The 23764-nt window shown below is 74.8% G+C and carries 21 protein-coding genes and 2 pseudogenes; 10 read left to right on the top strand and 13 right to left on the bottom strand.

Going from position 1 to position 23764, the window contains the following annotated elements:
- Positions 1-171: 171 nt before the first annotated feature.
- A complete protein-coding gene (locus ACSMXW_RS30925) occupies positions 172-552 on the bottom strand; it encodes a hypothetical protein (protein WP_485808436.1) in 381 nt (126 codons plus the stop codon).
- A gap of 273 nt (positions 553-825) precedes the next feature.
- Here ACSMXW_RS30925 and ACSMXW_RS30920 point away from each other — a divergent pair, with 273 nt between their 5' ends.
- Together ACSMXW_RS30920 and ACSMXW_RS30915 are read left to right on the top strand one after the other, a co-directional pair.
- Complete coding sequence (locus ACSMXW_RS30920; protein WP_485801162.1) at positions 826-1599, top strand: MBL fold metallo-hydrolase; 774 nt, start codon at positions 826-828, stop codon at positions 1597-1599.
- Entirely contained in the window at positions 1599-2222 is a 624-nt protein-coding gene (locus tag ACSMXW_RS30915; protein ID WP_485801161.1) for a DedA family protein, read from the top strand. The genes ACSMXW_RS30920 and ACSMXW_RS30915 overlap by 1 nt, the downstream gene beginning before the upstream one ends.
- 382 nt (positions 2223-2604) lie before the next feature.
- Here the strand turns inward: ACSMXW_RS30915 and ACSMXW_RS30910 are convergent, their stop codons facing one another.
- Positions 2605-3984 carry an aminotransferase class I/II-fold pyridoxal phosphate-dependent enzyme gene (locus tag ACSMXW_RS30910; RefSeq protein ID WP_485801159.1) on the bottom strand — a complete coding sequence of 460 codons (1380 nt, stop codon included), beginning with the start codon at positions 3982-3984 and terminating at the stop codon, positions 2605-2607.
- A 374-nt stretch (positions 3985-4358) separates the two neighbouring features.
- On the bottom strand, positions 4359-5132 hold the full coding sequence (locus ACSMXW_RS30905; protein ID WP_485801157.1) for an ANTAR domain-containing response regulator: 774 nt from the start codon (positions 5130-5132) through the stop codon (positions 4359-4361).
- A 73-nt stretch (positions 5133-5205) separates the two neighbouring features.
- On the opposite strand from ACSMXW_RS30905, the gene ACSMXW_RS30900 reads away from it, so the two are divergent.
- Complete coding sequence (locus tag ACSMXW_RS30900; protein WP_485801155.1) at positions 5206-6369, top strand: GAF domain-containing protein; 1164 nt, start codon at positions 5206-5208, stop codon at positions 6367-6369.
- 289 nt (positions 6370-6658) lie between these two features.
- Here ACSMXW_RS30900 and ACSMXW_RS30895 read toward each other — a convergent pair whose 3' ends face one another.
- Positions 6659-7468 carry an RNA polymerase sigma factor SigF gene (locus ACSMXW_RS30895; protein ID WP_485801153.1) on the bottom strand — a complete coding sequence of 270 codons (810 nt, stop codon included), beginning with the start codon at positions 7466-7468 and terminating at the stop codon, positions 6659-6661.
- Positions 7469-7663: 195 nt separating this feature from the next.
- Positions 7664-8005 carry a hypothetical protein gene (locus ACSMXW_RS30890; protein ID WP_485801151.1) on the bottom strand — a complete coding sequence of 114 codons (342 nt, stop codon included), beginning with the start codon at positions 8003-8005 and terminating at the stop codon, positions 7664-7666.
- Positions 8006-8182: 177 nt separating this feature from the next.
- Between ACSMXW_RS30890 and ACSMXW_RS30885 the strand changes: the two genes are divergently transcribed.
- The 3 genes from ACSMXW_RS30885 to ACSMXW_RS30875 all read left to right on the top strand — a co-directional run bounded on the left by ACSMXW_RS30885 (position 8183) and on the right by ACSMXW_RS30875 (position 9856).
- On the top strand, positions 8183-8569 hold the full coding sequence (locus ACSMXW_RS30885; RefSeq protein ID WP_485801149.1) for a DUF2795 domain-containing protein: 387 nt from the start codon (positions 8183-8185) through the stop codon (positions 8567-8569).
- Positions 8570-8651: 82 nt separating this feature from the next.
- Complete coding sequence (locus ACSMXW_RS30880) at positions 8652-9131, top strand: CBS domain-containing protein (protein WP_485801147.1); 480 nt, start codon at positions 8652-8654, stop codon at positions 9129-9131.
- Between the two features lie 182 nt (positions 9132-9313).
- Positions 9314-9856: a type 1 glutamine amidotransferase domain-containing protein gene (locus ACSMXW_RS30875; protein ID WP_485801145.1), complete on the top strand. Its 543-nt coding sequence runs from the start codon at positions 9314-9316 to the stop codon at positions 9854-9856.
- Positions 9857-10027: 171 nt separating this feature from the next.
- Here ACSMXW_RS30875 and ACSMXW_RS30870 read toward each other — a convergent pair whose 3' ends face one another.
- On the bottom strand, positions 10028-10285 hold the full coding sequence (locus ACSMXW_RS30870) for a DUF6158 family protein (protein WP_485801144.1): 258 nt from the start codon (positions 10283-10285) through the stop codon (positions 10028-10030).
- 142 nt (positions 10286-10427) lie between these two features.
- Between ACSMXW_RS30870 and ACSMXW_RS30865 the strand changes: the two genes are divergently transcribed.
- Positions 10428-11549, top strand: coding sequence for a baeRF2 domain-containing protein (locus ACSMXW_RS30865; protein WP_485801142.1), 1122 nt, complete (start codon positions 10428-10430; stop codon positions 11547-11549).
- Between the two features lie 133 nt (positions 11550-11682).
- On the opposite strand, the gene ACSMXW_RS30860 is transcribed toward ACSMXW_RS30865, so the two are convergent.
- A complete protein-coding gene (locus ACSMXW_RS30860; protein ID WP_485801141.1) occupies positions 11683-13302 on the bottom strand; it encodes an ABC-F family ATP-binding cassette domain-containing protein in 1620 nt (539 codons plus the stop codon).
- Between the two features lie 166 nt (positions 13303-13468).
- Here ACSMXW_RS30860 and ACSMXW_RS30855 point away from each other — a divergent pair.
- Positions 13469-14101 (top strand): annotated as a pseudogene (locus tag ACSMXW_RS30855) (phosphatase PAP2 family protein); the annotation flags it as partial.
- A gap of 197 nt (positions 14102-14298) precedes the next feature.
- A complete protein-coding gene (locus tag ACSMXW_RS30850) occupies positions 14299-15108 on the top strand; it encodes a methyltransferase domain-containing protein (RefSeq protein ID WP_485801139.1) in 810 nt (269 codons plus the stop codon).
- Positions 15109-15429: 321 nt separating this feature from the next.
- Here the strand turns inward: ACSMXW_RS30850 and ACSMXW_RS30845 are convergent, their stop codons facing one another.
- The 5 genes from ACSMXW_RS30845 to ACSMXW_RS30825 form a co-directional block, all read right to left on the bottom strand.
- Positions 15430-16164, bottom strand: coding sequence for a GvpL/GvpF family gas vesicle protein (locus tag ACSMXW_RS30845; RefSeq protein WP_485801137.1), 735 nt, complete (start codon positions 16162-16164; stop codon positions 15430-15432).
- Positions 16165-16183: 19 nt separating this feature from the next.
- Positions 16184-17098 carry a non-homologous end-joining DNA ligase gene (gene ligD / locus ACSMXW_RS30840; RefSeq protein ID WP_485801135.1) on the bottom strand — a complete coding sequence of 305 codons (915 nt, stop codon included), beginning with the start codon at positions 17096-17098 and terminating at the stop codon, positions 16184-16186.
- Positions 17099-17165: 67 nt separating this feature from the next.
- Positions 17166-19010, bottom strand: a complete 1845-nt coding sequence (locus tag ACSMXW_RS30835) for a transketolase (RefSeq protein ID WP_485808434.1) — start codon at positions 19008-19010, stop codon at positions 17166-17168.
- Between the two features lie 28 nt (positions 19011-19038).
- Positions 19039-20370 carry an NAD(P)/FAD-dependent oxidoreductase gene (locus ACSMXW_RS30830; RefSeq protein WP_485801133.1) on the bottom strand — a complete coding sequence of 444 codons (1332 nt, stop codon included), beginning with the start codon at positions 20368-20370 and terminating at the stop codon, positions 19039-19041.
- A 322-nt stretch (positions 20371-20692) separates the two neighbouring features.
- Positions 20693-21697: an aldo/keto reductase family protein gene (locus tag ACSMXW_RS30825; protein WP_485801132.1), complete on the bottom strand. Its 1005-nt coding sequence runs from the start codon at positions 21695-21697 to the stop codon at positions 20693-20695.
- A 269-nt stretch (positions 21698-21966) separates the two neighbouring features.
- Here ACSMXW_RS30825 and ACSMXW_RS30820 point away from each other — a divergent pair, with 269 nt between their 5' ends.
- Complete coding sequence (locus ACSMXW_RS30820; RefSeq protein ID WP_485801131.1) at positions 21967-22320, top strand: VOC family protein; 354 nt, start codon at positions 21967-21969, stop codon at positions 22318-22320.
- A gap of 79 nt (positions 22321-22399) precedes the next feature.
- On the opposite strand, the pseudogene ACSMXW_RS30815 reads toward ACSMXW_RS30820, so the two are convergent.
- Positions 22400-23689, bottom strand: a pseudogene (locus tag ACSMXW_RS30815) (DUF5107 domain-containing protein); the annotation flags it as partial.
- Between the last annotated feature and the right edge of the window lie 75 nt (positions 23690-23764).

Here is a 23764-nt window from a genome sequence, read left to right as displayed (position 1 = left end):
CTCGACGGCCGGTGGTCCGGGTGCGACTCAGAGCGCCCCTTTCGCCCGGTGACGACCCGGCGGTCTCGTCGTGGCGGCTCGCGCAGTTCCCCGCGCCCCTGGTCGGGGCGCAGCCCCGTCCTGACGCGGCGCGGTCGCACGGCGGCCGGGTCACCGTCGCCGCGGGCGGCTTCAGCGGCCGTCGTAGCCCGCCGTGGGCATGGAGAGTCTGCGGTGTACGCGGGCCTTCATCTGCGGGCTGTAACGGGGTTCGGCGAGGCCCGCCGTCTCGACGCGGATGCCGCGGCGGGCGCACTCCTCTGTGAAGGCGTCCACGGAGCGCAGCGCTCGCTCCAGGACGCGGCGGCTCGGCGCGACGAAAAGGTCGACGAGCCCGGCGTCGACGTCCGTCCACAGTGCGCTGTGGTCGGCGCGCAGGCCGTGCACGAGCAGCTCGCGGGTGACCACGTACCCCTGCTCGGCGGCCCAGCGCGCGCACATCGCGTGCTGGCTGCGCGAGTCGACGAGGAACGGGTCCGCGTCCAGCTCCTCGAGCGGCGTCAGGCTGGCGATGGCCGTGACGCGTAACGCCCGCGGCCCGGCCGGCTCGTCGCCGGGCCCCCCGGACTCGCCGGGTCCCCCGGGCGCACCGCATCCTTCCGGCCTGCCCGGTGCGCTGTCGTCGTCTGGCACGGTGCCCCTCCCCACACGCCCGAGCCGCCCCTCACCCGGGCTTCGGGGCGACCCTACCGAAGCCCGTAGGCTCAGGGGGAGTCGCACGGCCGGAGCACGCCGGCCGGGGCAGGTGGACGCGGGGCGTCCGCGGGTGGAGTGGGAGGCGGCGGGGTGCCGGTGGAGATCACCTGGTGGGGGCATGCGACCTGCACGCTGGAGGACTCCGGCGTGCGGGTGCTGACCGACCCGCTGTTCGCGCGCCGCCTCGGGCACCTGCGGCGCCGCCGCGGAGCGCCGCCGCCTCCCGAGGCGGCCGTCGCCGACCTGGTGCTGGTGTCCCATCTGCACGCCGACCACCTGCACGTGCCCTCGCTCGCCCGGCTGGCGCCCGGCACCAGGGTCCTGGTGCCCCGGGGCGCGCCCCGTGCGCTGCCCGCGCTGCGCCGGCTGACCCGGCTGCGGCTCACGGAGGTCGCGCCGGGCGACGAGCTGGCCGTCGGCCCGCTGCGGGTACGCGCCGTGCCGGCCCTGCACGACGGGCGGCGGCTGCCGCTGGGCCCGCGGCGCTCGCCCGCGCTCGGCTATGTCGTCCGCGGCGCGGGGCGCACGTACTTCGCCGGGGACACCGGGCTCTTCGACACCATGGCCGAGGCGGTCGGGGACGTGGACGTGGCGCTGCTGCCGGTCGGCGGCTGGGGGCCGTACCTCGGTCCCGGGCACCTGGATGCGGGGCGCGCGGCCGAGGCGCTCGCGCGTCTTGCGCCGCGCAGCGCACTACCGGTGCACTACGGCACGTACTGGCCGATCGGGATGGATGCGGTGCGGCCGCATGAGTTCCACTCCCCCGGCGCCGAGTTCGAGCGGCTTGCCGCCCTGCGCGCGCCGGAGGTGACCGTGCACCGTCCGGCGCACGGGGAGAGCGTCCGCCTGGAGGTGGCCCGCTGATGCTGTCCGCGGTGGCGACGGTACCGCCGGAGTCCACCCAGCAGGCGGTCGGTTATCCGTCGCTGTTCCTGCTGGTGCTGATCGGCGCGCTGGTGCCCGTGGTGCCCACGGGTGCGCTGGTGAGCTCGGCGGGGGTGGTGGCGCTGCACCAGACGGCGCCGTTCGCGCTGGTGGCGGTGTTCGCGGTGGCGTCGCTCGCGGCGTTCCTCGGCGATGTCGCGCTGTACTGGCTGGGCCGGCGGGGTATGGGGTCGCGGAACGGCTCCCGGTGGCTGGCTGCGATCCGTGCCCGTGCCCCCGAGGACCGGCTCGCGCAGGCGCAGGACCGGCTGGCCGAGCACGAGGTGCCGGTGCTGGTGCTGTCCCGGCTGGTGCCGGCGGGCCGGATCCCCGTGATGCTGGCCTGCCTGCTGGCGCGGATGCCGCTGCGTCGCTTCGCCCGTGGTGACGTCACGGCGTGCGTGGCGTGGACGGTGACGTACCAGCTCATCGGCATCCTCGGCGGCTCCCTGTTCGCGGAGCCGTGGGAGGGGGTGGTGCTGGCTGTCGCCCTCACGGTGGTGGTCAGTTCGGGGCCGGCGGTGTGGCGGCGTGTGCGGCGTGTGAGGGGTGAGCGGGCTTAGTCCCCGCGCCCCTTTTCGGGCGCTGGCGCGCGCTGCTGTGCGGCTGCGCACCGCTGTGCGGCTGCGCGCCGCTGTGTGGCTGCGCGCCGCTGTGTGGCTGCGCGCCGCTGTGTGGCTGCGCGCCGCTTGACCAGGTGCCACCTGCCGGTGGCCCGGCGACGGTCCGGGCTGCCCCCTCGGGACGGTGGCGACCTGACCCCCTTTCGCCGTAGCTGGTCGCGCAGTTCCCCGCGCCCCCCTCAGCGCCCTCACGCGCGCCATCCCGCGGCTACACCCCGGCACGGACACCACCCACCGGTGGCCCCGCGACCGCCCCAGCTGCCCCCTCGGGACGGTGGCGACCTGACCCCCTTGCCCCGGCGCCCCTGCCGGCGGGGTGGGGCTATGGCTCGGGTGGGGTGTCGTTGCGGAGGTCGCCGAAGGCTGTGGCGAATGCGGCGAGGGCCACCGCCACGTGGGGCAGGGCCAGGGGATCGCGCGCCGTCAGTGTCGCCGCGCGGTGTTCCGGGGTCGCGCCGAGCAGCGGTCCCGTGGACAGCCGCACGCGCAGGGCCGCGAGGTCGTCGCCGAAGCGGTGTCCGCCCGGTGCCGGCGCGCCCAGCCGCGCGGTGAGGAAGTCCTCCAGTTCCTGGGCGTCCCGCACGCCGTGCGCCGCGAGCGCGGGGCGCAGCGGTGCGAGGTCCGCGTACAGGTGGCGCCCCGCCTGCGGCGGACGCGCCAGCACGCCGACGGACCCGGCCATACGGTGCACGGCGCCGGCCACGCGCGCGTGCACCCGGGCCGCGTCGGCCAGCCGGGCCCGCACCTCCTCCGGCTCGGTCAGCGCGAGCGTGGCCGCCGCCGCCACCGGCGCGCCGATCCGGCCGCCCACCGCCGTCAGCACGTCGAGGACCCGGGCCCGCAGCGCACGTCCGGTCTCCGTGTCCGCGAAGCGCGCCACCGCGGCGGGCCAGCCGGCGGGCAGGAACGCGCCGGCGAGGTCGGCGATCACGGTGACGCCCTCCGGGACCATCTCCCCGGGGCTCACCACCACGGAGGCGTCCTCAGGCCCGCCGTCCAGGGGCTCACCGACAGGCGCGCCACGCGTGGCACCGGCCCCGCGCTCGTCCCCCGCCCCGCCCGCGTGCAACGGCACCCGTTCCGCGTGCTGCGGCGGCGGGGGCGCCGTGCGGTCGGGGTGGGGTGGCTGGTGGAGGGTGTCACGCAGGGTCTCGTCGCTCACGATGTGCAGGCCCTCCCCCAGCGCGGCCTCCACGGTCTCGTGCAGCACCTCGGGCGGGGGGACGGTGGCCGTGGGGTCGTCGGCGACGGACAGCACGAGCACCCGGGGGCGGCCGCCCTCGGCACGCACCCGCCGCACCGACTCCAGCAGCGCGTACGGGTCAGGAACGCCGCCGCACTCCGCGGGCGTCGCCACCGGGAACACGGCCCGGCCCAGCATCCGGGCCTGCGGCGCCCACCACGCGGAGCACGGCCGCGGCAGCAGCACGTCGCCGCCCAGCGCCGCGGTCACCCCGAGCAGCAGGAGCGGTGCACCGGGGGCCGCGGCGACCTCCCCGGGCGTGGCGGACAGGCCACGGCGCGTCCAGTAGCCCGCTGCCGCCTCCAGCAGTTCCTGGCCGCCGCCGGGCGGCTCCGCCACCGTCCGGGCCGCCGCGGTGGCCACGGCCGCGGTCAGCTCGGGCAGCACCGGGAGCGCCTGGTCGGGAAGGCCCGGACCCCGCCGCACGGTGCCACGGCCCTCGGAGATCGCCGTCCGCATACACACCTCCACACACCGCCGCCGGCCACTGCCGCGCGGCCCCGCCACAGTCGCCGCAGCGCGGCACCCGGCACCGTGCCCCGGCGCGGCGGCCCCGCCCGGCTACCCCGCCCACCGGACACCATGCGCCCCGGCACACCCCCGCACTGTCACACCGGCCGCCCACCGGACACCAGGCGACTCGCGACCAGCGCCGTGCGGCCCGCCACCAGCCACCGTGCGGCCCCCTCACGAGCCACCGTGCAACCCGCCACCGGCGGAAACCACCCACGGTGCCGGGCGCTGTGGGCGGGTGCCTGCGGTGGGCCGGCCCACGCAAGTCCAGGACCCGCCGGGCGCACCCCCCGACGGCTCTCACCGGGGCGGCCCCGACGTCAGCGATCCTCCGGAGCAGGAGCAGGAGGTGGAGCCGAAGCGGGAGCGGGAGCAGAGCCGGAATCGGGTGCCAAGGACGCCAGCTCCCTCTCCAGGCCGTGCCCGCGGGTGTCCACCAGCCGCTGGGCGACCTCGGTGAGCTTGCGGTTCGTACCCTGGGAGATGCGGCGCAGGACGTCGAAGGCGGCCTCCGCGTCGCAGGACAGGACGTACATGATGATGCCGCACGCCTGATCGACCAGCGGTCGGGAGCGCAGCGCGGCACCCATGTGGTCGAGTTCGGCGAGTGCCGATTGGTAGGCCTGGTCGCGGGCCAGGCCGCCGGCGGCGAGTTCGCCGAGCGCCTGGGCGGTGCCGCGGTCGGCGGCCGAGAGCGCACCGGCATGGAAGCTGTAAAGGCTGAGGGTGATGGTGAGGCCATTGCGGCGGAACGGCAGCGTCAGGCTGGAGCGCACTCCCGAGTCCAGGGCGACCGCCCGGTACAGCGGCCAGCGCTCCTCGCGGAGCAGATCGACGGCGTCCACCGGCCTGCCCTGCTCGGTGGCCGTGGGTATCGGTCCCTTGCCCGACCGGAGCTGCACCGCGACCAGGGCGGACAGGTCCGGATGGGTGACCGCGGACGGGCGCTCGCCGCCCGTGCCGCTGATGACGGTCGCGCTGGCACCGCAGCAGTCAGCGGTGCAGTCCACCGCCTTCTCCGCGAGATCCGAGAGCCTGCGGCCCGGAAGTGCGGAGTCCGGGGTCTCGGGCCCCAGGCTGTCCGCGTCCGGCATGACGTCGCCTCCTCTCTTGATCGCCTTCCCCCCGTCATCCACGGAAAACCGATTCACCAGCTAAGTTCGAGCCATGGCACAAACCGAGGAGTTCGGCGAGGAGCTCGCCGACTTCGTACACCGTATCGCCGAGCTGAAGACCGCTCGCAGCGTTCCCGAAGGGGATCTCCGTGCCGTGCTCGACGCGGCGCTCTTCGAGCTCGACCATGCGGCCGGGCATTTGTGGCCACTGTACGAGCGCCTGGTCACCGGCGGCACGCCGGCGCCCTCCGCGCCCGCCGGGGACCGGGGGGAGCAGCAGTTGCTGCGGGCGATGTTCCAGCGGTTCCCGCTGGCCGTCGCGCTGGTGGACCGCGAGGCGGTGGTCCGCAGGATGAACTTCGCGGCGACCGTGCTCACCGGTGTCCGCGCGGGCTATGCGACGGGCCGGTCGCTGACCGGTTTCCTGGCGCACGCGGACCGTGCCGCGTTCCGCTCCCAGGTGGCCGCGGTGGCGCGCGGTGAGGGCGACCGCAGCCTCGTGGTACGCCAGCAGCACGATCCGGAGGCCCGGGTGCGGGCCACCCTGACGGCGCTGCGGCCCAGCAACGAGCCGCGGATCGTGGTGCTGGTGGTGCTCCAGCCCGCGGACGCGCGCGGCACGGCGGGGCTGCGCGACGGCATCGCGGCCGCCGCGGCCGACACGGCCGGGCAACTGCCCGACCTCGCGGAGGCGACCCGTCACGCGGTCCTCACCGACCTGCTGGACGGCATGACCACCGCCCTGCTCGGCGCCCCGGCCGGCGAGGGCCCCGACGACCTGCTCACGCGGGCGGCACAGGTGCTGCACGGCCGGTTCGCGGACTGGGTGGTGGTGGACGCGGGTGCCGCGCGGCTGCGCCGGGTCACGGTGCTGGGGCCGGAGGACGCCGGCACCCTCGCCGAGTCCCTGGCGAAGCAGGACCCCGCCGGGTGCCCGCTGGTCGTGGAGGCCGCACGGGGCGGCTCCATGGCGGTCAAGGTGCGCCCGGAGGACCCGGAGGAGTTCGGCCGGGACTCGTCCGGCGACCCGGTGCTGGTGCGGGCGAACGTGAGCTCGCTGGTGTGCGTTCCGCTGACGGACGGCAGGGACGGTGCCGTCCAGGGCGTGCTCACGCTGTTCCGCAGCGGCCCGCGGCCGGCCTTCTCCATGGCCGAGGCCCAGGCGGTCGACGTCATGGCACGGCACATCGCCCTCGCCGTGCTCCGCCACACCTGACGGCACGCGCCGGCGTCGGGCGCGGCCCGCGGGGACCTGCGCGAGCAACCCCGGCGCCCCCGAGCCTGCCACCGGCGAGAACCGCCCCTCTCTTGCGGCCGTGACCGACCACCGGCCGCCGCGAGGGGGGCCGAACGCACGGCCGTCGCACACCGCGTGACTCCCGCGGATCGCGACTCCCGCGGATCGCGTGGCCGTCGCACACCGTACGGCCCTCGGGCACCGCACGGCTCCCGCGCCCCGCGCAGGGCGCCGCCCCACAAGAGGCGCGGGAGACGTACGGCAGGGATCACGCGGCCTGCGGCATGCCCCGGTCGTGCAGGATGTCCTCACGCAGCCGCCCGCAGCTCCTGCTGATCAGCCGCGAGACGTGCATCTGCGAGATGCCGAGCTGCTCGGCGATCCGGCTCTGGGTCATGTCGCCGAAGAACCGCATGTAGAGAATGGCGCGCTCGCGCTCCGGCAGCGCCCGCAGCCGCGGCTTGACGGCCTCGCGGTCGACGACGACGTCCAGCGCAGGGTCGAGCGAGCCGAGGGCGTCGCGCAGCGCGTAGCCGTCCTCGCTGCCCGGCAGTTCCGCGTCGAGCGAGAGCGCGGTGAAGCTGTCCAGGGCCTCCAGGCCGATCCTGGCGTCCTCCTCGCTCATGCCGGCCCGCTCGGCGATCTCGGCCACGCTCGGCAGCCGTCCGGACACGGACTGGGTCAGGTCCTGGCAGGCGAACCGGACACGGTTGCGCAGATCCTGCACACGACGCGGCACGTGCAGGGTCCACATGTGGTCGCGGAAGTGCCGCTTGATCTCGCCCGTGATCGTCGGCACGGCGTAGCTCTCGAAGGCGCAGCCGCGCGCGGGGTCGTACCGGTCGACGGCTTTCACAAGGCCGAGGGCAGCGACCTGACGGAGATCCTCGTAGGACTCGCCGCGGCCGCGGAAGCGGCCGGCGAGCCGGTCGGCCATGGGCAGCCAGGCCTCCACCACCTCGTCGCGCAGCACGTCGCGCTCAGGGCCGTCGGGCAGCTTGGTCAGCCGCCGAAACGCGTCGGACGTGTCGGGGGCGTCATCGTGCGGGTGGTGCTTCGCTCGGGTGTCGGTTCGCATAGCGCGTAGCCACTCCCTCAAGGAAGACGGATGAAGGGTCTTCGTGGGAGTGCGTCTGCCGGCGCCAGGGGACACACCCGGGGCGCGGATCGCCGCTCCCACGGACGTGCCTCCTGTCCGAAGCACTTGTCTCCCTGTGCCCGGGGGCGACGGCCCCGAAACCTCCCCCCTGGGCTCAGGCGAGGCCGGGCACGCTCAGGCGTCCGGGCCTGCGTCGTGCGTCCCGGCCCCGGCCCGGGAGGGTGCCCCGCGGCCGGGTCCCCGGTGCGCCCGGTGCGCGCCGTGTGCCGCGGAGTGCGCCGCCCGGGCGTGCCTCGGGGAGCGTCCGTTACGGGCGCGCGCCGGGGAAGGTGCCTGACGGGCGGGTACCGGGGAAGGCCCCTTCTCGGCGTCTACCGGGGAGGGTGCCTGACGGCCGGGGCCGTCGTGGGCGTGGGCGTCGCCGTGCACATGGGGCAGCATCAGCTCCTCGTAGCGGCCGAGCGCCACCATCACACCCAGCATGACCACCGGCACGAACACGGCGAAAAACGCCATGATCCTGTCCTTCCGCGGTATCTGCAGAAAAGGGGGTAATCAGCGGGTGTCCTGGACGACACTGGATAAACCGAGGGGGGTGCGCCGGGAGCGCAAGTCATGGGCGGCCGGTCGTGTCGCGGGGCGCCGCACCGGGTACGCGACGGACGTCCGTTTCCGCGGATCTGGAGGCAGACGATGCAACGAGGCAGCGACCGGCTCAGCGTCCACCGCGACGACGAGATGAAGGCCGAGCTCCGCGGGCTGCTGATGTCCGGGCACCCGACCCGGATCGAGGAGTGGCACGACCCTGAGCCCCTCGCCGAGGACGACCCGGAGGTCGCGGGCGGCCCCGTGACCCCGCAGCGCGCCCCCGGAGAGGTGGCCGCGCTCCACTACGAGCTGGCGCGGAACCTGGGACGTTCCGTGTTCCCCGCCAAGCCCGGCCGGCTCCGGGGCGTGCTGCGCGACCGGCACGCACCCGACGAACTCGTGGAGGCGCTGAAGGTACTGCCCGGCCAGGTCAGGTACGCCAACGCCCATGAGGTGGCCGAGGCTCTGATCGAGCGCCGAGGAAAGGCATGAGTCTGCGTTCTCCGGGTACTGCGGCCAGGGCTACGGGACGTACCGCACCGCCGCAGCCGAAGGACGCAGAAGGGCCGCTGGCATGGCTGATTTCGTGAGGGACGTCATGACGACTGGAGCCGTCGTGATCCCACCGGACGCCTCGCTCGTCGAGGCGGCGCAGTTGATGCGCGCACAGGGGATCGGGGACGTCCTGGTGGCGTCCGGGCACCATGTGCTGGGGGTGCTCACGGACCGTGACATCACACTGCGTGCGGTCGCGGAGGGCGCGGATCCGCTCACGGTGAGCACCCGGGCGGTGTGCACGCCCAACCCCGTGGTGGTCGGCCCCGACGAATCGGTCCTGGTCGCCGCCGGGCTGATGCGCGAGCACGCGGTCCGGCGGCTGCCGGTCGTCGATGACGGCCGGGTGGTCGGCGTGATCAGCATGGGCGACCTCGCCATCGCCGAGGACCCCGGATCGACGCTGGCGGAGATCAGTCGCGCGGGCGGCCGCGGGCGGCGGGACGTGGGCCGGCCCAGAGGCGGGTCCGACCGGGCGGGTCCCCGCGTCGACCGCTGACCACCGGGCGCTGCGCGGTGGGCAGCGGGCGCACGGGGGGCTGGGGGCTGTGGGGGGCTACAGAAGAGTCCGATCGAGGAACGGCCCATCGAGGCACTCGAACTCGACGGCTGTCGAGGGCAGTCGGCTCGACGGCCGTCGAGGGGACTCGAAGAGAAGTCGATGAAAGGTGAGGACCTCTGATGCGTATCGCGTTTCTGGTGGCTCCCGAAGGCGCCGAGCAGGTCGAGCTCACCGAGCCGTGGCAGGCCGTGCGGGACGCCGGCGACGAGCCCGTGCTGATCTCGACGAAGGCCGGCCGTGTGCAGGCGTTCCAGCACCTCGACAAGGGCGACACGTTCCCCGTGGACGAGGTCGTCTCCGAGGTGTCCGCCGACTCCTTCGGCGGTCTGGTGCTGCCGGGTGGCGTGGCCAACCCGGACTTCCTGCGCATGGACCAGCGTGCGGTCTCGTTCGTGAGTGACTTCTTCACCCAGGGGCGGCCGGTGGCCTCGATCTGCCACGCCGCCTGGACGCTGGTGGAGGCGGACGTCGTTCGCGGCCGGACGCTGACGTCGTGGCCGAGCCTGCGCACCGACATCGAGAACGCCGGCGGCACCTGGGTCGACCAGGAGGTGCAGATCTGCGACCAGGGCAACAACGTGCTGGTCACCAGCCGGAAACCGGCCGACCTGCCGGCCTTCTGCGAGGCGTTCCTGAGGGAGTTCGGCCGGACGATGGTGTGAGCCACCGGTCCGCACGGGCTTACGGGCCCTCCGGAACCCTCCCCCCGTGCCGTCCGGACCGGCTGAGCGGCTGAGCTGATCGGACGGGTCCGGGCGGCTCACCCCTTGCGGGTGGGTGCGGCCGTGGGTGTGCACAGGGCACGCCCACGGCCGCGCCCGCCCGCTCGCCGTTCACCAGATGCCGGCGGCCCCGGGCCGGGCGCCGCCGGCCTCCCGCTCCCGTGCGCCGGCGCGCGTGCGGCCGTGGGCGATGGGGCGGCGCGGATGGCGGCGCAGGTACTCGCCCTCCAACTGCGCCATGCGTTCGTTGTGGACGCGCAACGCGTCGTTCGAGCCGTGCAGCAGCGTGTCGTGACGGGTGCGGTGGATCGCCTCCAGCTCCTTCATGAGCTGCTGGTCGTCCAGGCGCCCCGGGTCGACTCCGGTCATGTGGCACCCCTTCGTGCGGTGGTCGCTCGGTTCGTACGGCGTGTGGTGATCGGCACGGAGCCGTCGCCGTGTCGTGGTGCTCTCCTCGGGTACCCGCGCGGCGGCACACGACCACATACGAAGACGGCGCCAGGAGGCAGTCATGGATCTCGCCTTTCTCCAGCCACTGTACGAACGTCCTGGGCCCTGGGCCTCGGTCTACGTGGACACCTCGCACCACTCCGAGTCCACGGCGGAGGAGCGCTCGCTGATCGCGCAGGACGTCCACCGGCAGCTGGCGGAGCAGGGCACGGACGAACCCACCGCCCGGGCGGTGCGCGGCGCGCTCGAGGAGATGCGGCACTCCACGGAGCCGCTGGGCCGGGCCCTGTTCGCGTCCGGCGGGGAGGTGGTGCTCGACCCGCCGCTCGCCGCGGCACCCGGGACCACCTCCGTGACCTGGGCGGCGCTGCCGCACACCGCCCCGCTGCTGGACCTGGCGGGCGAGGACCCGCTCTGCCTGGTGGCGTACGTGGACCGGCGCGGCGCCGAGTTCGAGCTGCGCGGCGCACGCGGCAGCGAGCAGGCCGGCGAGGTGGCGGGCCGGCAGTGGCCCATCCACCGCACCCGCAGCGCCGACTGGTCGGAGCGGCACTTCCAGCTCCGCGTGGAGGACACCTGGGAGCACAACGCCGAGGAGACCGCGCGGGCGCTCGCGGCGCAGCAGGAGGAGGTCCGCGCGGACCTGGTCGTCCTCGTCGGCGACGACCGGGAGCGGCGTTCCGTGCACGACAAACTGCCCCTCCAGGTACGCGAGATCGCGGTGGAGGCCGCGCACGGCGCCGGCAGCCGGCTGCTGCACGAGGAGCTGGAGCGGCTGCGCATCGACCACGTCAGGGAGCGCGCCGCCCGGGACCTGGACCGCTTCCGCGCCGCCCGCACCCCCGACGAGGAGGGCCGCCCTGGCGCCGTGGAGGGCGTGCCCGCGCTGGTGGAGGCGGCCAGGGAGCACCGTATCGCGGAGCTGCTGCTGCGACCGGGCGGGCCCGACGCGCACCGCCGGGTCTGGGTGGGCGAGGACCCGGACCAGGTAGCGGTCCGCCGCACCGAGAGCAAGCCGCTCGGCGAGCCGGAGCCATGGCCCGCGCGTGCCGACGACGCGCTGCTCAGGTCCGCCGCCGTCACGGGCGCCCCCGCCCTGTCGGTCGCCTCGGCCGGTGAGGACGACATCCCGGTCGGCGGCCTCGGCGCTCTGCTGCGGTGGAAGGAACAGCCTGCCGCCTGAGCGGAGGGCCGACCGGGGCCCGGGACCGCGCTCCGGCCGGGGGGGGCGACGGCGTACGGCCGCGGTCCCACGGGGCAAGGGGGCGAACCCGCCTACGGTTGCAGGTACGGGTCGACGGGTCGACGGGCGCGCTCTAGCGGGCGCGCTCCACGCGGCGTTCGTCCCAGACCGGTTCGTGGGTCTCGCGGACCCGGCCGTCGCCGCCGAAGACCAGGAAGCGGTCGAAGGAGCGGGCGAACCAGCGGTCGTGGGTGACCGCGAGGACCGTGCCCTCGAATGCCTCCAGGCCCTCCTGGAGCGCCTCCGCGGACTCCAGGTCCAGGTTGTCGGTGGGCTCGTCCAGCAACAGGGCGGTCGCTCCCGCCAGTTCCAGCAGCAGGATCTGGAATCGGGCCTGCTGGCCGCCGGAGAGCCGGTCGAACGGCTGCTCCGCCTGCCCGGTGAGCTCGTAGCGGCGCAGCCGGGAGGTGGCCGCCCCGCGGTCCTTGGCGTGTTCCCTCCAGAGGATGTCGAGCAGGGTCCGGCCGGCGAGCTCGGGGTGGGCGTGGGTCTGGGCGAAGTGGCCGGGTACGACGCGTGCGCCCAGCTTCCACGCGCCCGTGTGCGCCACGTCGTCGCCCGCGAGCAGCCGCAGGAAGTGGGACTTGCCCGACCCGTTGGAGCCCAGTACGGCGACCCGTTCGCCGTAGTGGACCTCCAGGTCGAACGGCTTCATCAGCCCGGTGAGTTCGAGTCGCTCGCAGGTGACGGCGCGTACGCCGGTGCGGCCGCCCTTGAGCCGCATGTGGATGTCCTGCTCACGTGGCGGCTCGGGCGGCGGTCCCGCCTCCTCGAACTTGCGCAGCCGCGTCTGCGCGGCACGGTACCGGGAGGCCATGTCGGGGCTGTTCTCCGCGGCCTGGCGGAGCGTCAGCACCAGTTTCCTCAGCTGGGCGTGCTTCTCGTTCCAGCGGCGGCGTAGTTCCTCGAAGCGGGCGAAGCGCTCGCGGCGCGCCTCGTGGTACGTCGCGAAGCCGCCGCCGTGCACCCAGGCGTCGGCGCCCGCCGGGCCCGGCTCGACGCTGACGATCCGCTGGGCGGCACGGGCCAGCAGCTCCCGGTCGTGGGAGACGAAGAGCACGGTCTTGCGTGTCTCGGCCAGCCGGTCCTCCAGCCAGCGCTTGCCGGGCACGTCGAGGTAGTTGTCCGGCTCGTCGAGGAGCAGGACCTCGTCGGAGCCGCGCAGCAGGGCCTCCAGGACGAGTCGCTTCTGCTCGCCGCCGCTGAGGGTGCGCACCTCGCGCCACCGGGCCTTGTCGTAGGAGATGCCCAGCGCGGCCGTGGTGCAGATGTCCCACAGGGTCTCCGCCTCGTAGCCGTCCGCCTCGGACCAGTCGGCGAGCGCCTGGGCGTAGCCCATCTGGGCGGCCTCGTCGTCGACGGTCATGAGGGCGTGCTCGGCGGCGTCGACGGCGGCGACCGCGGTGCGGATGCGCGGGGACGCGACGGACACCAGCAGGTCGCGGACGGTGCTCCCGTCCCGTACGGAGCCGACGAACTGCGGCATCACACCGAGCCCGCCGCTGACCGTCACCGTGCCGCCGTGCGGTCTGAGCTCGCCGGACAGCAGACGCAGGAGGGTGGTCTTGCCGGCGCCGTTCGGTCCGACGAGGGCCACCGCGGAGCCCTCGCCGACCCGGAACGAGACATCACCGAGCAGCACCCTCCCGTCCGGCAGGCAGTACTCCAGGTGCGCGGCCTCCAGGTGTCCCATGAGCGGGTATTCTCGCCGCTCCCGCCCGGCCCGGCCAAACGGATTACGGCGCTGCTCCGGCACGCCGCGGCACCGCTCCGGCTCGGTGGGGCGTCCGTCCTGACGCGTCCGGCCGGTTTCCGCGGGCGTACGGATGGCCGGGCGCCGGATCGGGTACCGGGTGGGGATGTACGGTGACGCAGATTTCCCGGCGGTGGGTGCCGGGTCCGCAGTTCCGGCGCCGGGTGCCGGGTCCGCGCTGCTCCGCGGGCTGACCGCGGTGGACGTGCGGCTCTTCGAGGCGGTGGCCGGCCGCCACTGGCCGGGGGGCGACCGGCTGCTGCCGCGGCTGAGCCGGGCGGCCAACCATGGAGTGCTCTGGTTCGGGGTGGCGGCGGCGCTCGCCGCCACCGGCGCGCCGCGGGCGCGCCGCGCCGCCGTCCAGGGGGCGGCCTCGCTGGCGCTCGCCTCCACCACCATCAACACACTGGGCAAGCGCTCGGTGCGCCGGCCGCGCCCGCTGCTGGACACGGTGCCGCTGGTGCGGCGGCTGAAGCGGCAGCCCGTGACCACCTCCTTCCCGTCCGGTCACGCGGCGTCCGCCGCGGCCTTCGCGACCGGGGTGCTGCTGGAGTCGGGGCGCTGGGGCGCGGCCATGGTCCCGGTGGCCGCCGCGGTGGCGCTGTCCCGGGTCTACACCGGTGTGCACTACCCGAGCGACGTGCTGGTGGGCGCGGCTCTGGGGACAGGTGCGGCCTTCGCGGTGCGGGGTGTGCTGGCGGTGCGGGAGGCATCCGGGCGGCCCGCGCCCCGGCAGGCGGCCGAGCAGGCCGACTGACCACATAGCAAGACGCGGGTCTCAATATTCGGGTGGACCCCTTACCGTGCTGTGCAACAGCGGGGCGCCGGCGCCCGGCTCGCCCCGGCGCCGCCCGGGGGCGCCGGGGTGCCGTGCGCCCGGCGTTCCTACACAGCCAGCGACCCGGGCCCCGAGCCGCTGAGGGAAGGAGAACCGCCATGCCGGAGGAGACCGCCGTCTACACCCACGGCCACCACGAGTCGGTGCTGCGCTCCCACACCTGGCGCACCGCAGCCAACTCCGCCGCCTACCTGCTCGGCTCCCTCAAGCCCCACATGCTGATCCTGGACATCGGCTGCGGGCCCGGCACCATCACCGCCGACCTGGCGGAGCTGGTGCCCGACGGGCACGTCACCGGTCTCGACCGGGCGCCCGGCGTGCTGGCGCGGGCGCGCGAGACCGCCCGGGCGCGAGGGCTGTCCAATGTGGACTTCACGACGGGTGACGTGCACGCTCTGGACTTCCCGGACGACACGTTCTGTGTGGTCCACGCGCACCAGGTGCTCCAGCACGTCGGCGACCCCGTGCAGGCGCTGCGGGAGATGCGCCGGGTCTGCAAGCCCACAGGGTACGTCGCCGTGCGCGACGGGGACTACGCGTCCATGACGTGGTACCCGATGTCCCAGGGCATGGACACCTGGCTGGACGTCTACCGACGGGTGGCCCGCGCGAACGGCGGCGAGCCGGACGCCGGGCGCCGGCTCCGCTCCTGGGCGCTCCAGGCCGGCTTCACGGACATCGTCTCCACCGCGAGCAGCTGGTGCTACAGCACTCCGGAGGAGCGCGCCTGGTGGAGCGGGCTGTGGGCGGACCGCACGCTGGTCCCCGAGTACGCGGACCGCGCGGTGGGGGGCGGCCACGCCACCGAGGAGGACCTCCGGCGGATCTCCGCGGCATGGCGCGAGTGGGGCGCCGCCCCGGACGGCTGGTTCGCGATGCTGCACGGCGAGATCCTGTGCCGTAAGTAGCGCCCCTCCGGGGCGCGGAGCGCTACCGGGGGCGGGGCTGTGACCTGGGGGCACTCCCTGCGGCGGGCCGCCGGGCCCAGCCCCTTGCGGTCGTGGCCGCGACCACCGGCAGGCAGTGGCCGAGCGCGCAGTTCCCCGAGCCCCTGCCGGGGGCGCGAAGCGCCCGGACGAAGGGGCGCGGGGAACTGCGCGGCCGGGTCCCACCGGCCGTTGGGTGGAGACGGGACCGCAAGGGGCCGGGCCCGGCGGCCCGCCGCAGCCGCAAGGGCGTTGCGCGCACGACGGAGCGGGAAGCACCCCTCGTCGGCACCGCGCGCCCCGTCAGGGGCGCTCCGTGAAGGAGTAGCCGGCCCACGGACCGGTGAGTTCGACGCGGAGACCGGGCACCGTGCCCTTCACCGCGTCCACCTCGGCCACGAACTCGCCCGCGACCGACCGGTCGAGGAGGTAGGCGGCGTCGAGGACCAGCACACCGGCCGGTCCGACCAGCTCGGGCGGCCCCGCGTGCACCGACCACGGCCTGGCCGGCGGGCTCAGCCGCGACTCGCGGGCCATGCCCGCGAGCCGTTCGTGCAGCCGCCGCCCCAGCTCGTCCGCCTCCTCACGGGTGCCGTCCCGCTCCGCGCGCTCCGCGTACACCCGAACGCCCCACTCCACGCCCCCGTCCAGCCTGTCGAGCGCCTGCCGGAAGTAGCCGCCCCTGGCCTCCAGCAGGGCCCGTACGGCGCTGTCGTCACGGACGACGGTCACCGGCCGCACCGGCAGCGGGCTGGTGACGGTGGTGAGCGCGGCCACGACGCGCTGGTGGGCGCGGACGGTCCCGGCGAGCCAGTCCGGGTCGGCGAGGTGCGCGGAGAGCGCGCCGGCCGCGAAGTCCGCGGCAGGGACCGCCCCCACCACGGCCACCAGGTCGCCGTGCCGCAGCGTCCTGGGCGGCGCGCCGGCCACGCCCGCGAGCTCGGCCTGGAGGGCCGCGGCGAACGGACGGCACACCGCGTACACATAGCGCAGCGCCTGCGGCTCACTCCCGGCCGGGCCCCTGCTCACCCCGTTCACTCCGGGCTCCTTCCGCGCCTCAGCCCTGCCGGGCGCGCAGCCGGCGCCGGGCGGGGCCGAGGGCGCGTCCGCTGGACGGCAGGCCGGCCCAGGGCCTGGCGCGCGCCTGTTCGAGGGCGTTGTCGATGGTCCACCGCCGGGCGTCCACGGCCGGGTCGGCCACCTGCTCCCAGGAGACCGGCGCGGCCACGTGTGCGCCGGGCTTGGCGCGCACGGTCCAGGGTGTGACGGAGGTCTGCGCGTAGGCGTTGCGCTGGATGTCGAGGTAGAGCCGGCCGCCGCGGTCCTTCTTGCGCATCGCGGTGGTCAGGCGCTCGGGGTGGCGGCGGGCCAGGGCGTCCGCGGCCTCGCGGGCGAAGTCGCGCACCTCGTCGAAGTCGGCCCGGCCGTCCAGCGGCACGAGCACGTGCAGGCCCCGCGAGCCGGTGGTCATCGCCGCGGACGGCAGCCGCAGCTCGTCGAAGAAGTCGTGCAGGAGGCGGGCGGCCTCGCGCACCGCCTCGAAGTCGTCGTCCGGCGGGTCGAGGTCGAACACCAGCCGGTCCGGGCGGTCGACGTCGCGCTCCCGGGACTGCCAGCGGTGCAGGGTGAGGCAGGCCTGGTCGGCGAGGAAGACCAGGGTGGCGGCGCTGTCGCACACGGTGTGCGTGACGGTGCCGCCCTCCTTGGGCACCGTCACCCGCCTGATCCAGTCCGGGTAGTGGTCCGGGGTGTCTTTCTGCATGAACCGTGGCCCGCTCACCCCGTCGGGGCAGCGCTCCAGCATCAGGGGACGGCCGCGCAGGTGGGGCAGCATGAACGGCGCGACGGCACGGTGGTACTCCGCGAGATCCGCCTTCGTCCACCCCTCCTCGGGGAAGAGGACCTTGCCGGGTCGGTGCACGGGTACTGCGCGCCCGCCGGCCCGCACCGTCCGCGCGTCCTCGCTGGCCACGTGGTCGTCTCCTCTCCGGGTTCTCGGATGCGCCGGGCGCGCACCCTCGGGGCGGGCGCGGGCCGGATCAGCTCACGACGGCGTGCTCGACCAGCAGCCGTGCGCCCGCGGCGATCGCCTCGGCGTCGATGCCCGCGGCGCGCAGCTGCTCGGCGGGGGTGGCCGAGCCGGGCATCGTGCGGACCGCGAGCCGGACCAGCCGCGGCAGGGGGCGGCCGTCCGTGAAGGCGTCCAGTACCGCGTCGCCGATGCCGCCCTCCTCGTGGTGGTCCTCCACCGTCAGCAGGCAGCCGGTCTCGTCCGCGGCGATGCGCAGGGTGTTCCGGTCGACGGGCTTGACCGAGTACAGGTCGATCACCCGGGCGGCGATACCCTCGCCGGCCAGTGCGTCGGCGGCGGACAGCGCCTCGGGGACGGTCACGCCGGCGGCGACGATGGTGAGCCGGTCCTCGGCGCTGGAGCGCAGCACCTTGCTGCCGCCCACCGGGAAGGTCTCCTCGGGCCCGTAGATGACCGGCGTCTCACCGCGCGAGGTGCGCAGGTAGCCGATGCCGGGCCGGTCGGCCAGCTCGGCGACCAGGTGGGCCGCCTGGTTGCCGTCGCACGGGTACAGCACCGTGCTGCCGTGCACCGCGCGGATCATCGCCAAGTCCTCCAGGCCCATCTGCGAGGGCCCGTCCTCGCCGATGGCCACGCCGGCGTGCGAGCCGACCAGGTTGATGTCGGAGCCGCTGGCCGCGGCCATCCGGATGAAATCGTGGGCGCGGGTGAGGAACGCGGCGAACGTCCCGGCGTACGGCTTCCAGCCGCGCGCCGCCATGCCCACGGCGGCGGCCACGAGCTGCTGCTCGGCGATGTAGAGCTCGAAGTAGCGGTCGGGGTGCTCCTTGGCGAAGAACTGCGTGCGGGTGGAGTCGCCCACCTCGCCGTCCAGCGCCACCACGTCGCCGCGTGCGGTGCCGAGCGCGGTCAGCGCCTCGCCGTAGGCGTTGCGGGTGGCGACCTCGCTGCCCTTGTCGTACGTGGGCAGTTCCAGGTGGCCGTCGCGCACCACGTGCAGGGCGCGCACCGCGGGCGGCGGCTGGACGGAGACGCGCAGGTCGCGCGGGCCGCCCAGCTCCTCGATGGCCTCGGCGGCGTTCGTCAGCGGCTTGCCGTGGTGGCCCTCCTGGTCCTCCACCGCCGCGACGCCCTTGCCCTTGAGGGTGCGGGCCAGGATGACGGTGGGCTGCCCGGCCGTCGAGGCAGCCTCGGTGCAGGCGACGTCGATGGCGTCCACGTCATGGCCGTCGATCTCGATGGTGTGCCAGCCGAACGCCGCGAACCTGCGTGCGTAGGCGTCCAGGTCGTGGCCGTGCCGGGTGGGGCCGCGCTGGCCGAGCCGGTTGACGTCGGCGATCAGGGTGAGGTGGTCGAGGTGCTCGTACCCGGCGGTCTCCGCCGCCTCCCAGATGGAGCCCTCGGCCAGCTCGCTGTCGCCGCACAGCACCCACACCCGGTAGTCGACGTGGTCGAGGCGCTTGCCCGCCAGGGCCTCCCCCACCCCGATGGGCAGGCCCTGCCCGAGCGATCCGGTGGCGACCTCCACCCACGGCAGCCGGGGCGTCGGGTGGCCCTCCAGGCGGCTGCCCGCCTTGCGGAACGTGAGCAGTTCGGGGTCGCTGATCGCGCCGGCCGCCTTGTACGCGGCGTACAGCAGCGGGGAGGCGTGCCCCTTGGAGAGGACGAAGCGGTCGTTGCCGGGGTGTTCGGGACGGTCGAAGTCGTAGTGCAGATGACGGGCAAGCAGGACGGCCATCAGGTCGGCCGCGGACATCGAGGACGTCGGGTGCCCGGAGCCCGCCGCGTCCGCGGCGCGCACGCTGTCCACCCGGAGCTGCTGCCCGAGGTCGGCCAGCTCCTGCACGGTCATGTCATGGGTCAGGCCGAGGGTCGTCATGTCAGTGGTCCTCCGTGGAGTCGCTGGGGCCGCCGACCACCCGGGCCAGCTCCGGCGAGGCCGATTCGAGCGGCACGGAGCCGGACCGGACCAGGCCGAGCTGGACGCCCTGGCGGGGCAGGATCGCGTCGAGCAGCCAGTCGGCGGCGACCCGGACGCGGTTGCCCGGCATCGAGGCGAGGTGGTAGCCGCGGGTGAGCGCCCCGGCGAGGGGGCCGGCCAGCGGGACGCCGAAGGGGTTGGCGGCGGCCCGCGCCCCGCCGAGGTCGACGGTGAACCCCATGTCGCGGTGCCGGTAGGGGACCCGGGTGCCGTGGCCGAGCGAGGCGGCGACGTTGCGTGCCGCGGTCTTCCCCTGCCGCCAGGCGTGCTGGGCCGTCATCGGGGTGGCCCTGCCCGGGTTGTTGGGGTCGGGCACGGCGGCGGCGTCGCCGCACGCGAACACCTCGGGGTGGCCCGGCACGTTCAGGTACTCGTCGACCACCAGGCGACCGCGGTCCAGCGGCCGGTCCAGGCCGTCCACCAGCGGGTCGGGCCGGACGCCGACGCACCAGATCAGCGTCCTGGTGTCCACGTGCTCACCGCTGTCCAGCAGGACGCCCCGGGAGGTGGCCTCCTTCACCGAGGCGCGGGTGCGGACCTCCACACCGCGCTTGCGCAGCACCCGGTCCGCGGTGCGCGACAGGCGCTCGTCCATCTCCGGCAGCACCCGCGGCGCGATGTCGAGCAGCATCCAACGCGGGTGGATGCCCTCGCGCAGCGGGTTGTCGCGGACCAGCGCGTCGGTGAACATCTTGCCGTGCGCGGCGACCTCGGTGCCGGTGTACCCGGCGCCGACCACGACGAAGGTGCAGCGGGAGCGGCAGGTGTCGGGGTGGTCGGCGGCGGAGGCCAGCTCTATCTGCCGGGTCACGTGATCGCGCAGGTACAGCGCCTCCGGGATGCCCCGGAAGCCGTGCGCGTGCTGGGCGACACCGGGCACCGGGAGCAGTTTGTTCACGCTGCCCACGGCCAGCACCAGGCGGTCGTACGTGAGCTGCCCGCGGCTGCCCTCGGGGTCGGCGTAGCGCACGGTACGGCGTTCCAGGTCGATGTCGTCGGCCTCGCCCAGCACGTGCCGTACGTGCGGCAGGGTGCCGCCGAGCGAGACGGTGGTCCTGCGCGGCTCGAGCACCGCGGCGGCGACCTGGGGCAGCAGCGGAAGGTACAGGAAGTAGTCGGTGGGGTTCAGCAGGGTGATGTCCGCCCGGCCCCGTGAGAGCCTGCTCAGGGTGCGGGCTGCGCGGTAGCCGGCGAAGCCGGCACCGACGATCACGATGCGGGATCGGCTCACGATTCGCCTCCGGCGACAGGTAGAGGCCACGGCACCACCGGGCGGGGCCCAGGGGGCCGTGCGCCCGGCAGGACTTCCGCGTAACCGTGTCACCGGGGTCCCAAACGTCGGCCGCAGGCCGTCCTGACCGGAGACGACCGCTTCGGGGCCCGGTACCGACCGGGTTCCCGGGCCCGGATCCGCCGACGCCCACCCGCAGCCCGGAGCGCCGGCTCGGCTTCCGGACCGGGCGTGGCCCCGGCGGGTCCGCGCCGGCCCCACCGCGGTGGCGGCCGCCGGCACCGGCAGGCCGGTCGCCGGCGGCCGCCACCGCGACGAGCGTTTACGGCCGCTTCGCCGGCACGTTCTCGTGCACGCGGTGCGGGTCGGTGACCGCCACCGGCGCCAGGATCTCCTCGATCCGTGCCATCAGGGCCCCGTCCAGCTTCACGCCGGCGGCCTTGACGTTCTCCGCGACCTGCTCGGGCCGGGAGGCACCGACGATCGCCGCCGACACGTTCGGGTTCTGCAGCACCCACGCGACCGCCAGCTGGGCCAGCGACAGGCCCGCCTCGGCGGCCAGCGGCTGGAGCTGCTGCACCGGCTCCAGCACCTCGTCCCGCAACCACCGGCCGATCATGCCCGCGCCGCCCTTGTCGTCGGTGGCGCGGGAGCCCGCCGGGGGCTGCTCGCCCGGCTTGTACTTGCCGGTGAGCACGCCCTGCGCGATCGGGGAGAAGACGACCTGGCCCAGCCCCAGCTCCTCGCAGGTCGGCACGACCTCGCCTTCGATGATCCGCCACAGCGCGTTGTACTGCGGCTGGTTCGACACCAGCGGGATGTGCAGTTCGGTGGCGAGGGCGTGGGCGCGGCGGATCTGGTCCGCGGTCCACTCGGAGACACCGATGTAGTGGGCCTTGCCGGAGTGCACCACGTCGGCGAAGGCCGACATCGTCTCTTCCAGCGGGGTGAACCGGTCGTACCGGTGTGCCTGGTAGACGTCCACGTAGTCCGTCTGCAGCCGCCGCAGCGAGCCGTCGATCGACTCCATGATGTGCTTGCGGGAAAGCCCCCGGTCGTTGCGACCGGGGCCGGTGGGCCAGAAGACCTTGGTGAGGATCTCCAGGCCCTCACGGCGCTCGCCCTTCAGCGCCCGGCCGAGCACCGACTCGGCTCGGGTGCCGGCGTAGACGTCGGCGGTGTCGAAGGTGGTGATGCCCGCGTCCAGGGCCGCGCGCACGCACGCGGTGGCCGCGTCCTCCTCAACCTGGGAGCCGTGGGTGAGCCAGTTTCCGTAGGCGATTTCGCTGATGATCAGGCCGCTGCGGCCGAGGTGACGGTATTCCATGGTGATCGACTCTAACCGCGTCCTCCTGAGGGGCGCGCAGGGCGGGGGTGGGGGGCGGGGTGGCCGGGTGTCGTGACGGGGTGCGGCCGGCAGCCACTCGGACGTGACCGTGGCACGGGAGCGTGCGATCATGGCATCGCTCCGGGAGCGGTGGGAGGATCTGCACGGTGCTCGTGCGGCCTGGCCCCTTGGTCACCTCTCGGTCGTTTCCCACCCGGGGGTTTCGAAGCGCGAGAACCGCAGGCCAGAGGAAGGGATCGGGGTCGGTTGTGGAAATCCTGGGAACCACGCTGCGGATCTGCGTCAAGGACCTGGAGGCCGCGGTGCCGTTCTACGAGCGGCTGGCCGGCAGCAGAGCGCTGCGGTTCGAGCGCGGCGGGGTGGCGGTGGCCGCCGTCGGCTGCTTCCTGCTGATGAGCGGGCCCGAGCAGGAGCTGGAGGTGCTGCGGAAGGTGACGGCGACGATTGCGGTCGAGGATGTGGAGGAGACCCGTGATGTGCTCAGCGCATCCGGGGCGCACATCGTCGCGGGGCCGCTGCCGTCCCCGGCGGGGCGCAATCTGATCGCGATGCATCCCGACGGGTCGGTCTTCGAGTACGCGGACCGACGCACGGCCGTTTGACGGGGCCCTCTTGCCGGCCCCCGGCGCCCTCCGGGCCGCGTGCTCACCGGCGCGGCCGGCGGTCTGTGGGACTGCGCCCGCCGGTGGCCAGCCGCTCGTCCGGGTCGGCGTCGGCGCACGCAAGCCACGCGCGGTGGGCGGCGTCGACGTCCTCGCGGGGCAGCGCGGCGGACAGCCGCCCGGCCGCCTCGGCGCGGGCGGCCGCCCAGTCGGGGCCGGACACGGCCGCCGGGTCCGCGGACAGCGGCCCGTACGCCTCCAGCCAGCTCAACTCGCTCTCCGGTGCCATCGGCACATGCTCCAGCTGGGTGCGGGCCAGGCCGGCCTGGATCTCCGCGTAGCCGCCGGTGCCGGGCTCGGTCAGCCAGCGCTGCCAGCGCCGCCCGCCGGTGCCGGTGCCCCACACGAAGAGCTTCCGGCCGCGGAGCAGGTCCGTGGACGTCTGGACGAGGCCGTGCCCGGTGGCGTCGAGCGCGGCGATCCAGCGCCGCTCGCCGTCCGGCACGTCGTAGAAGAAGTCGGCCGGGTGGGTGCTGTGCAGCGGGTGACCGACGTCGGTGCCGTCCTGCTCGGGGACCGGGCGGCGGCGCAGGGTGCGCCGGTAGTCGAAGACCCAGGCCTCGTCCGCGGGGGCCAGCACCCTGCGTTCCTCGGGCACCGCGGTGTTCGACCACCAGTAGGTGGCCGCGGGCCGCTCGTGCGGGTTGCGGATCCGCACCTCCACCAGCAGGAACTCCGAGCCGTCCGGCAGCCAGAGGTCGACCTGGAACGGCAGGTCCCGCAGCCGTTCCCACTCCCACAGCCACAGCATCCGGCCGCCGTCGGGCGCGGCGACCGCGGCGGCGTGCAGCGGGGCGCAGCAGAGGGTGCCGTGGCCGGTGGCGCCGATGTTCCACTCGATGCCGCCGGAGAACCAGGCGCCGTTCAGTGCGAAGTGGGCGGGCTGCAGGACCGGGTTGCGGTAGAGCAGCTCCCGCCCGGTGGGCTTGTGGAACAGCGAGTGGACCCGGCCGCCGAGGCCCGGCAGGACGGTCACGCGCAGCTTGTCGTTCTCCAGGACGATCGTCCCCAGCGTGGTTTCGGTGCGGATGCGGTCGTAGCCGTCGAGCAGCGGCACCGGCAGCAGGCTGCGCAGCGGCGCGTGGCCGAGCTGGCGGGCCATGTCCCGCGGGAAGCGGGCGCGGTCGCCGTCGGGGACGGGGTCGCGGTTCGGTGCGCGGTCGCGGTTCGGTGCGCGGTCGCGGTCGCGGTCGTCGAGACTGTGCGGCTCGGCGAGCGGGTGCAGCGGTGGCAGTGGGTTGGGGCGGCCCGGGTCGGCCGCGGGCAGGGTCAGGCCTTCGCGTCGGATGGTCGTGGCGGTCGTCGGCACGGGGCCTCCCCTTCGGTTCACCTGCCCGGTCGCCTGCGGGGGCGCACGGCGCGGCCGGCCCCCGATGACCATGGA

The sequence above is a fragment of the Streptomyces sp. DSM 116793 genome (assembly GCF_057320905.1).
The sequence above is the reverse complement of the archived record's forward strand: the minus strand, read 5'-3'. Positions and strand labels throughout refer to the sequence as shown.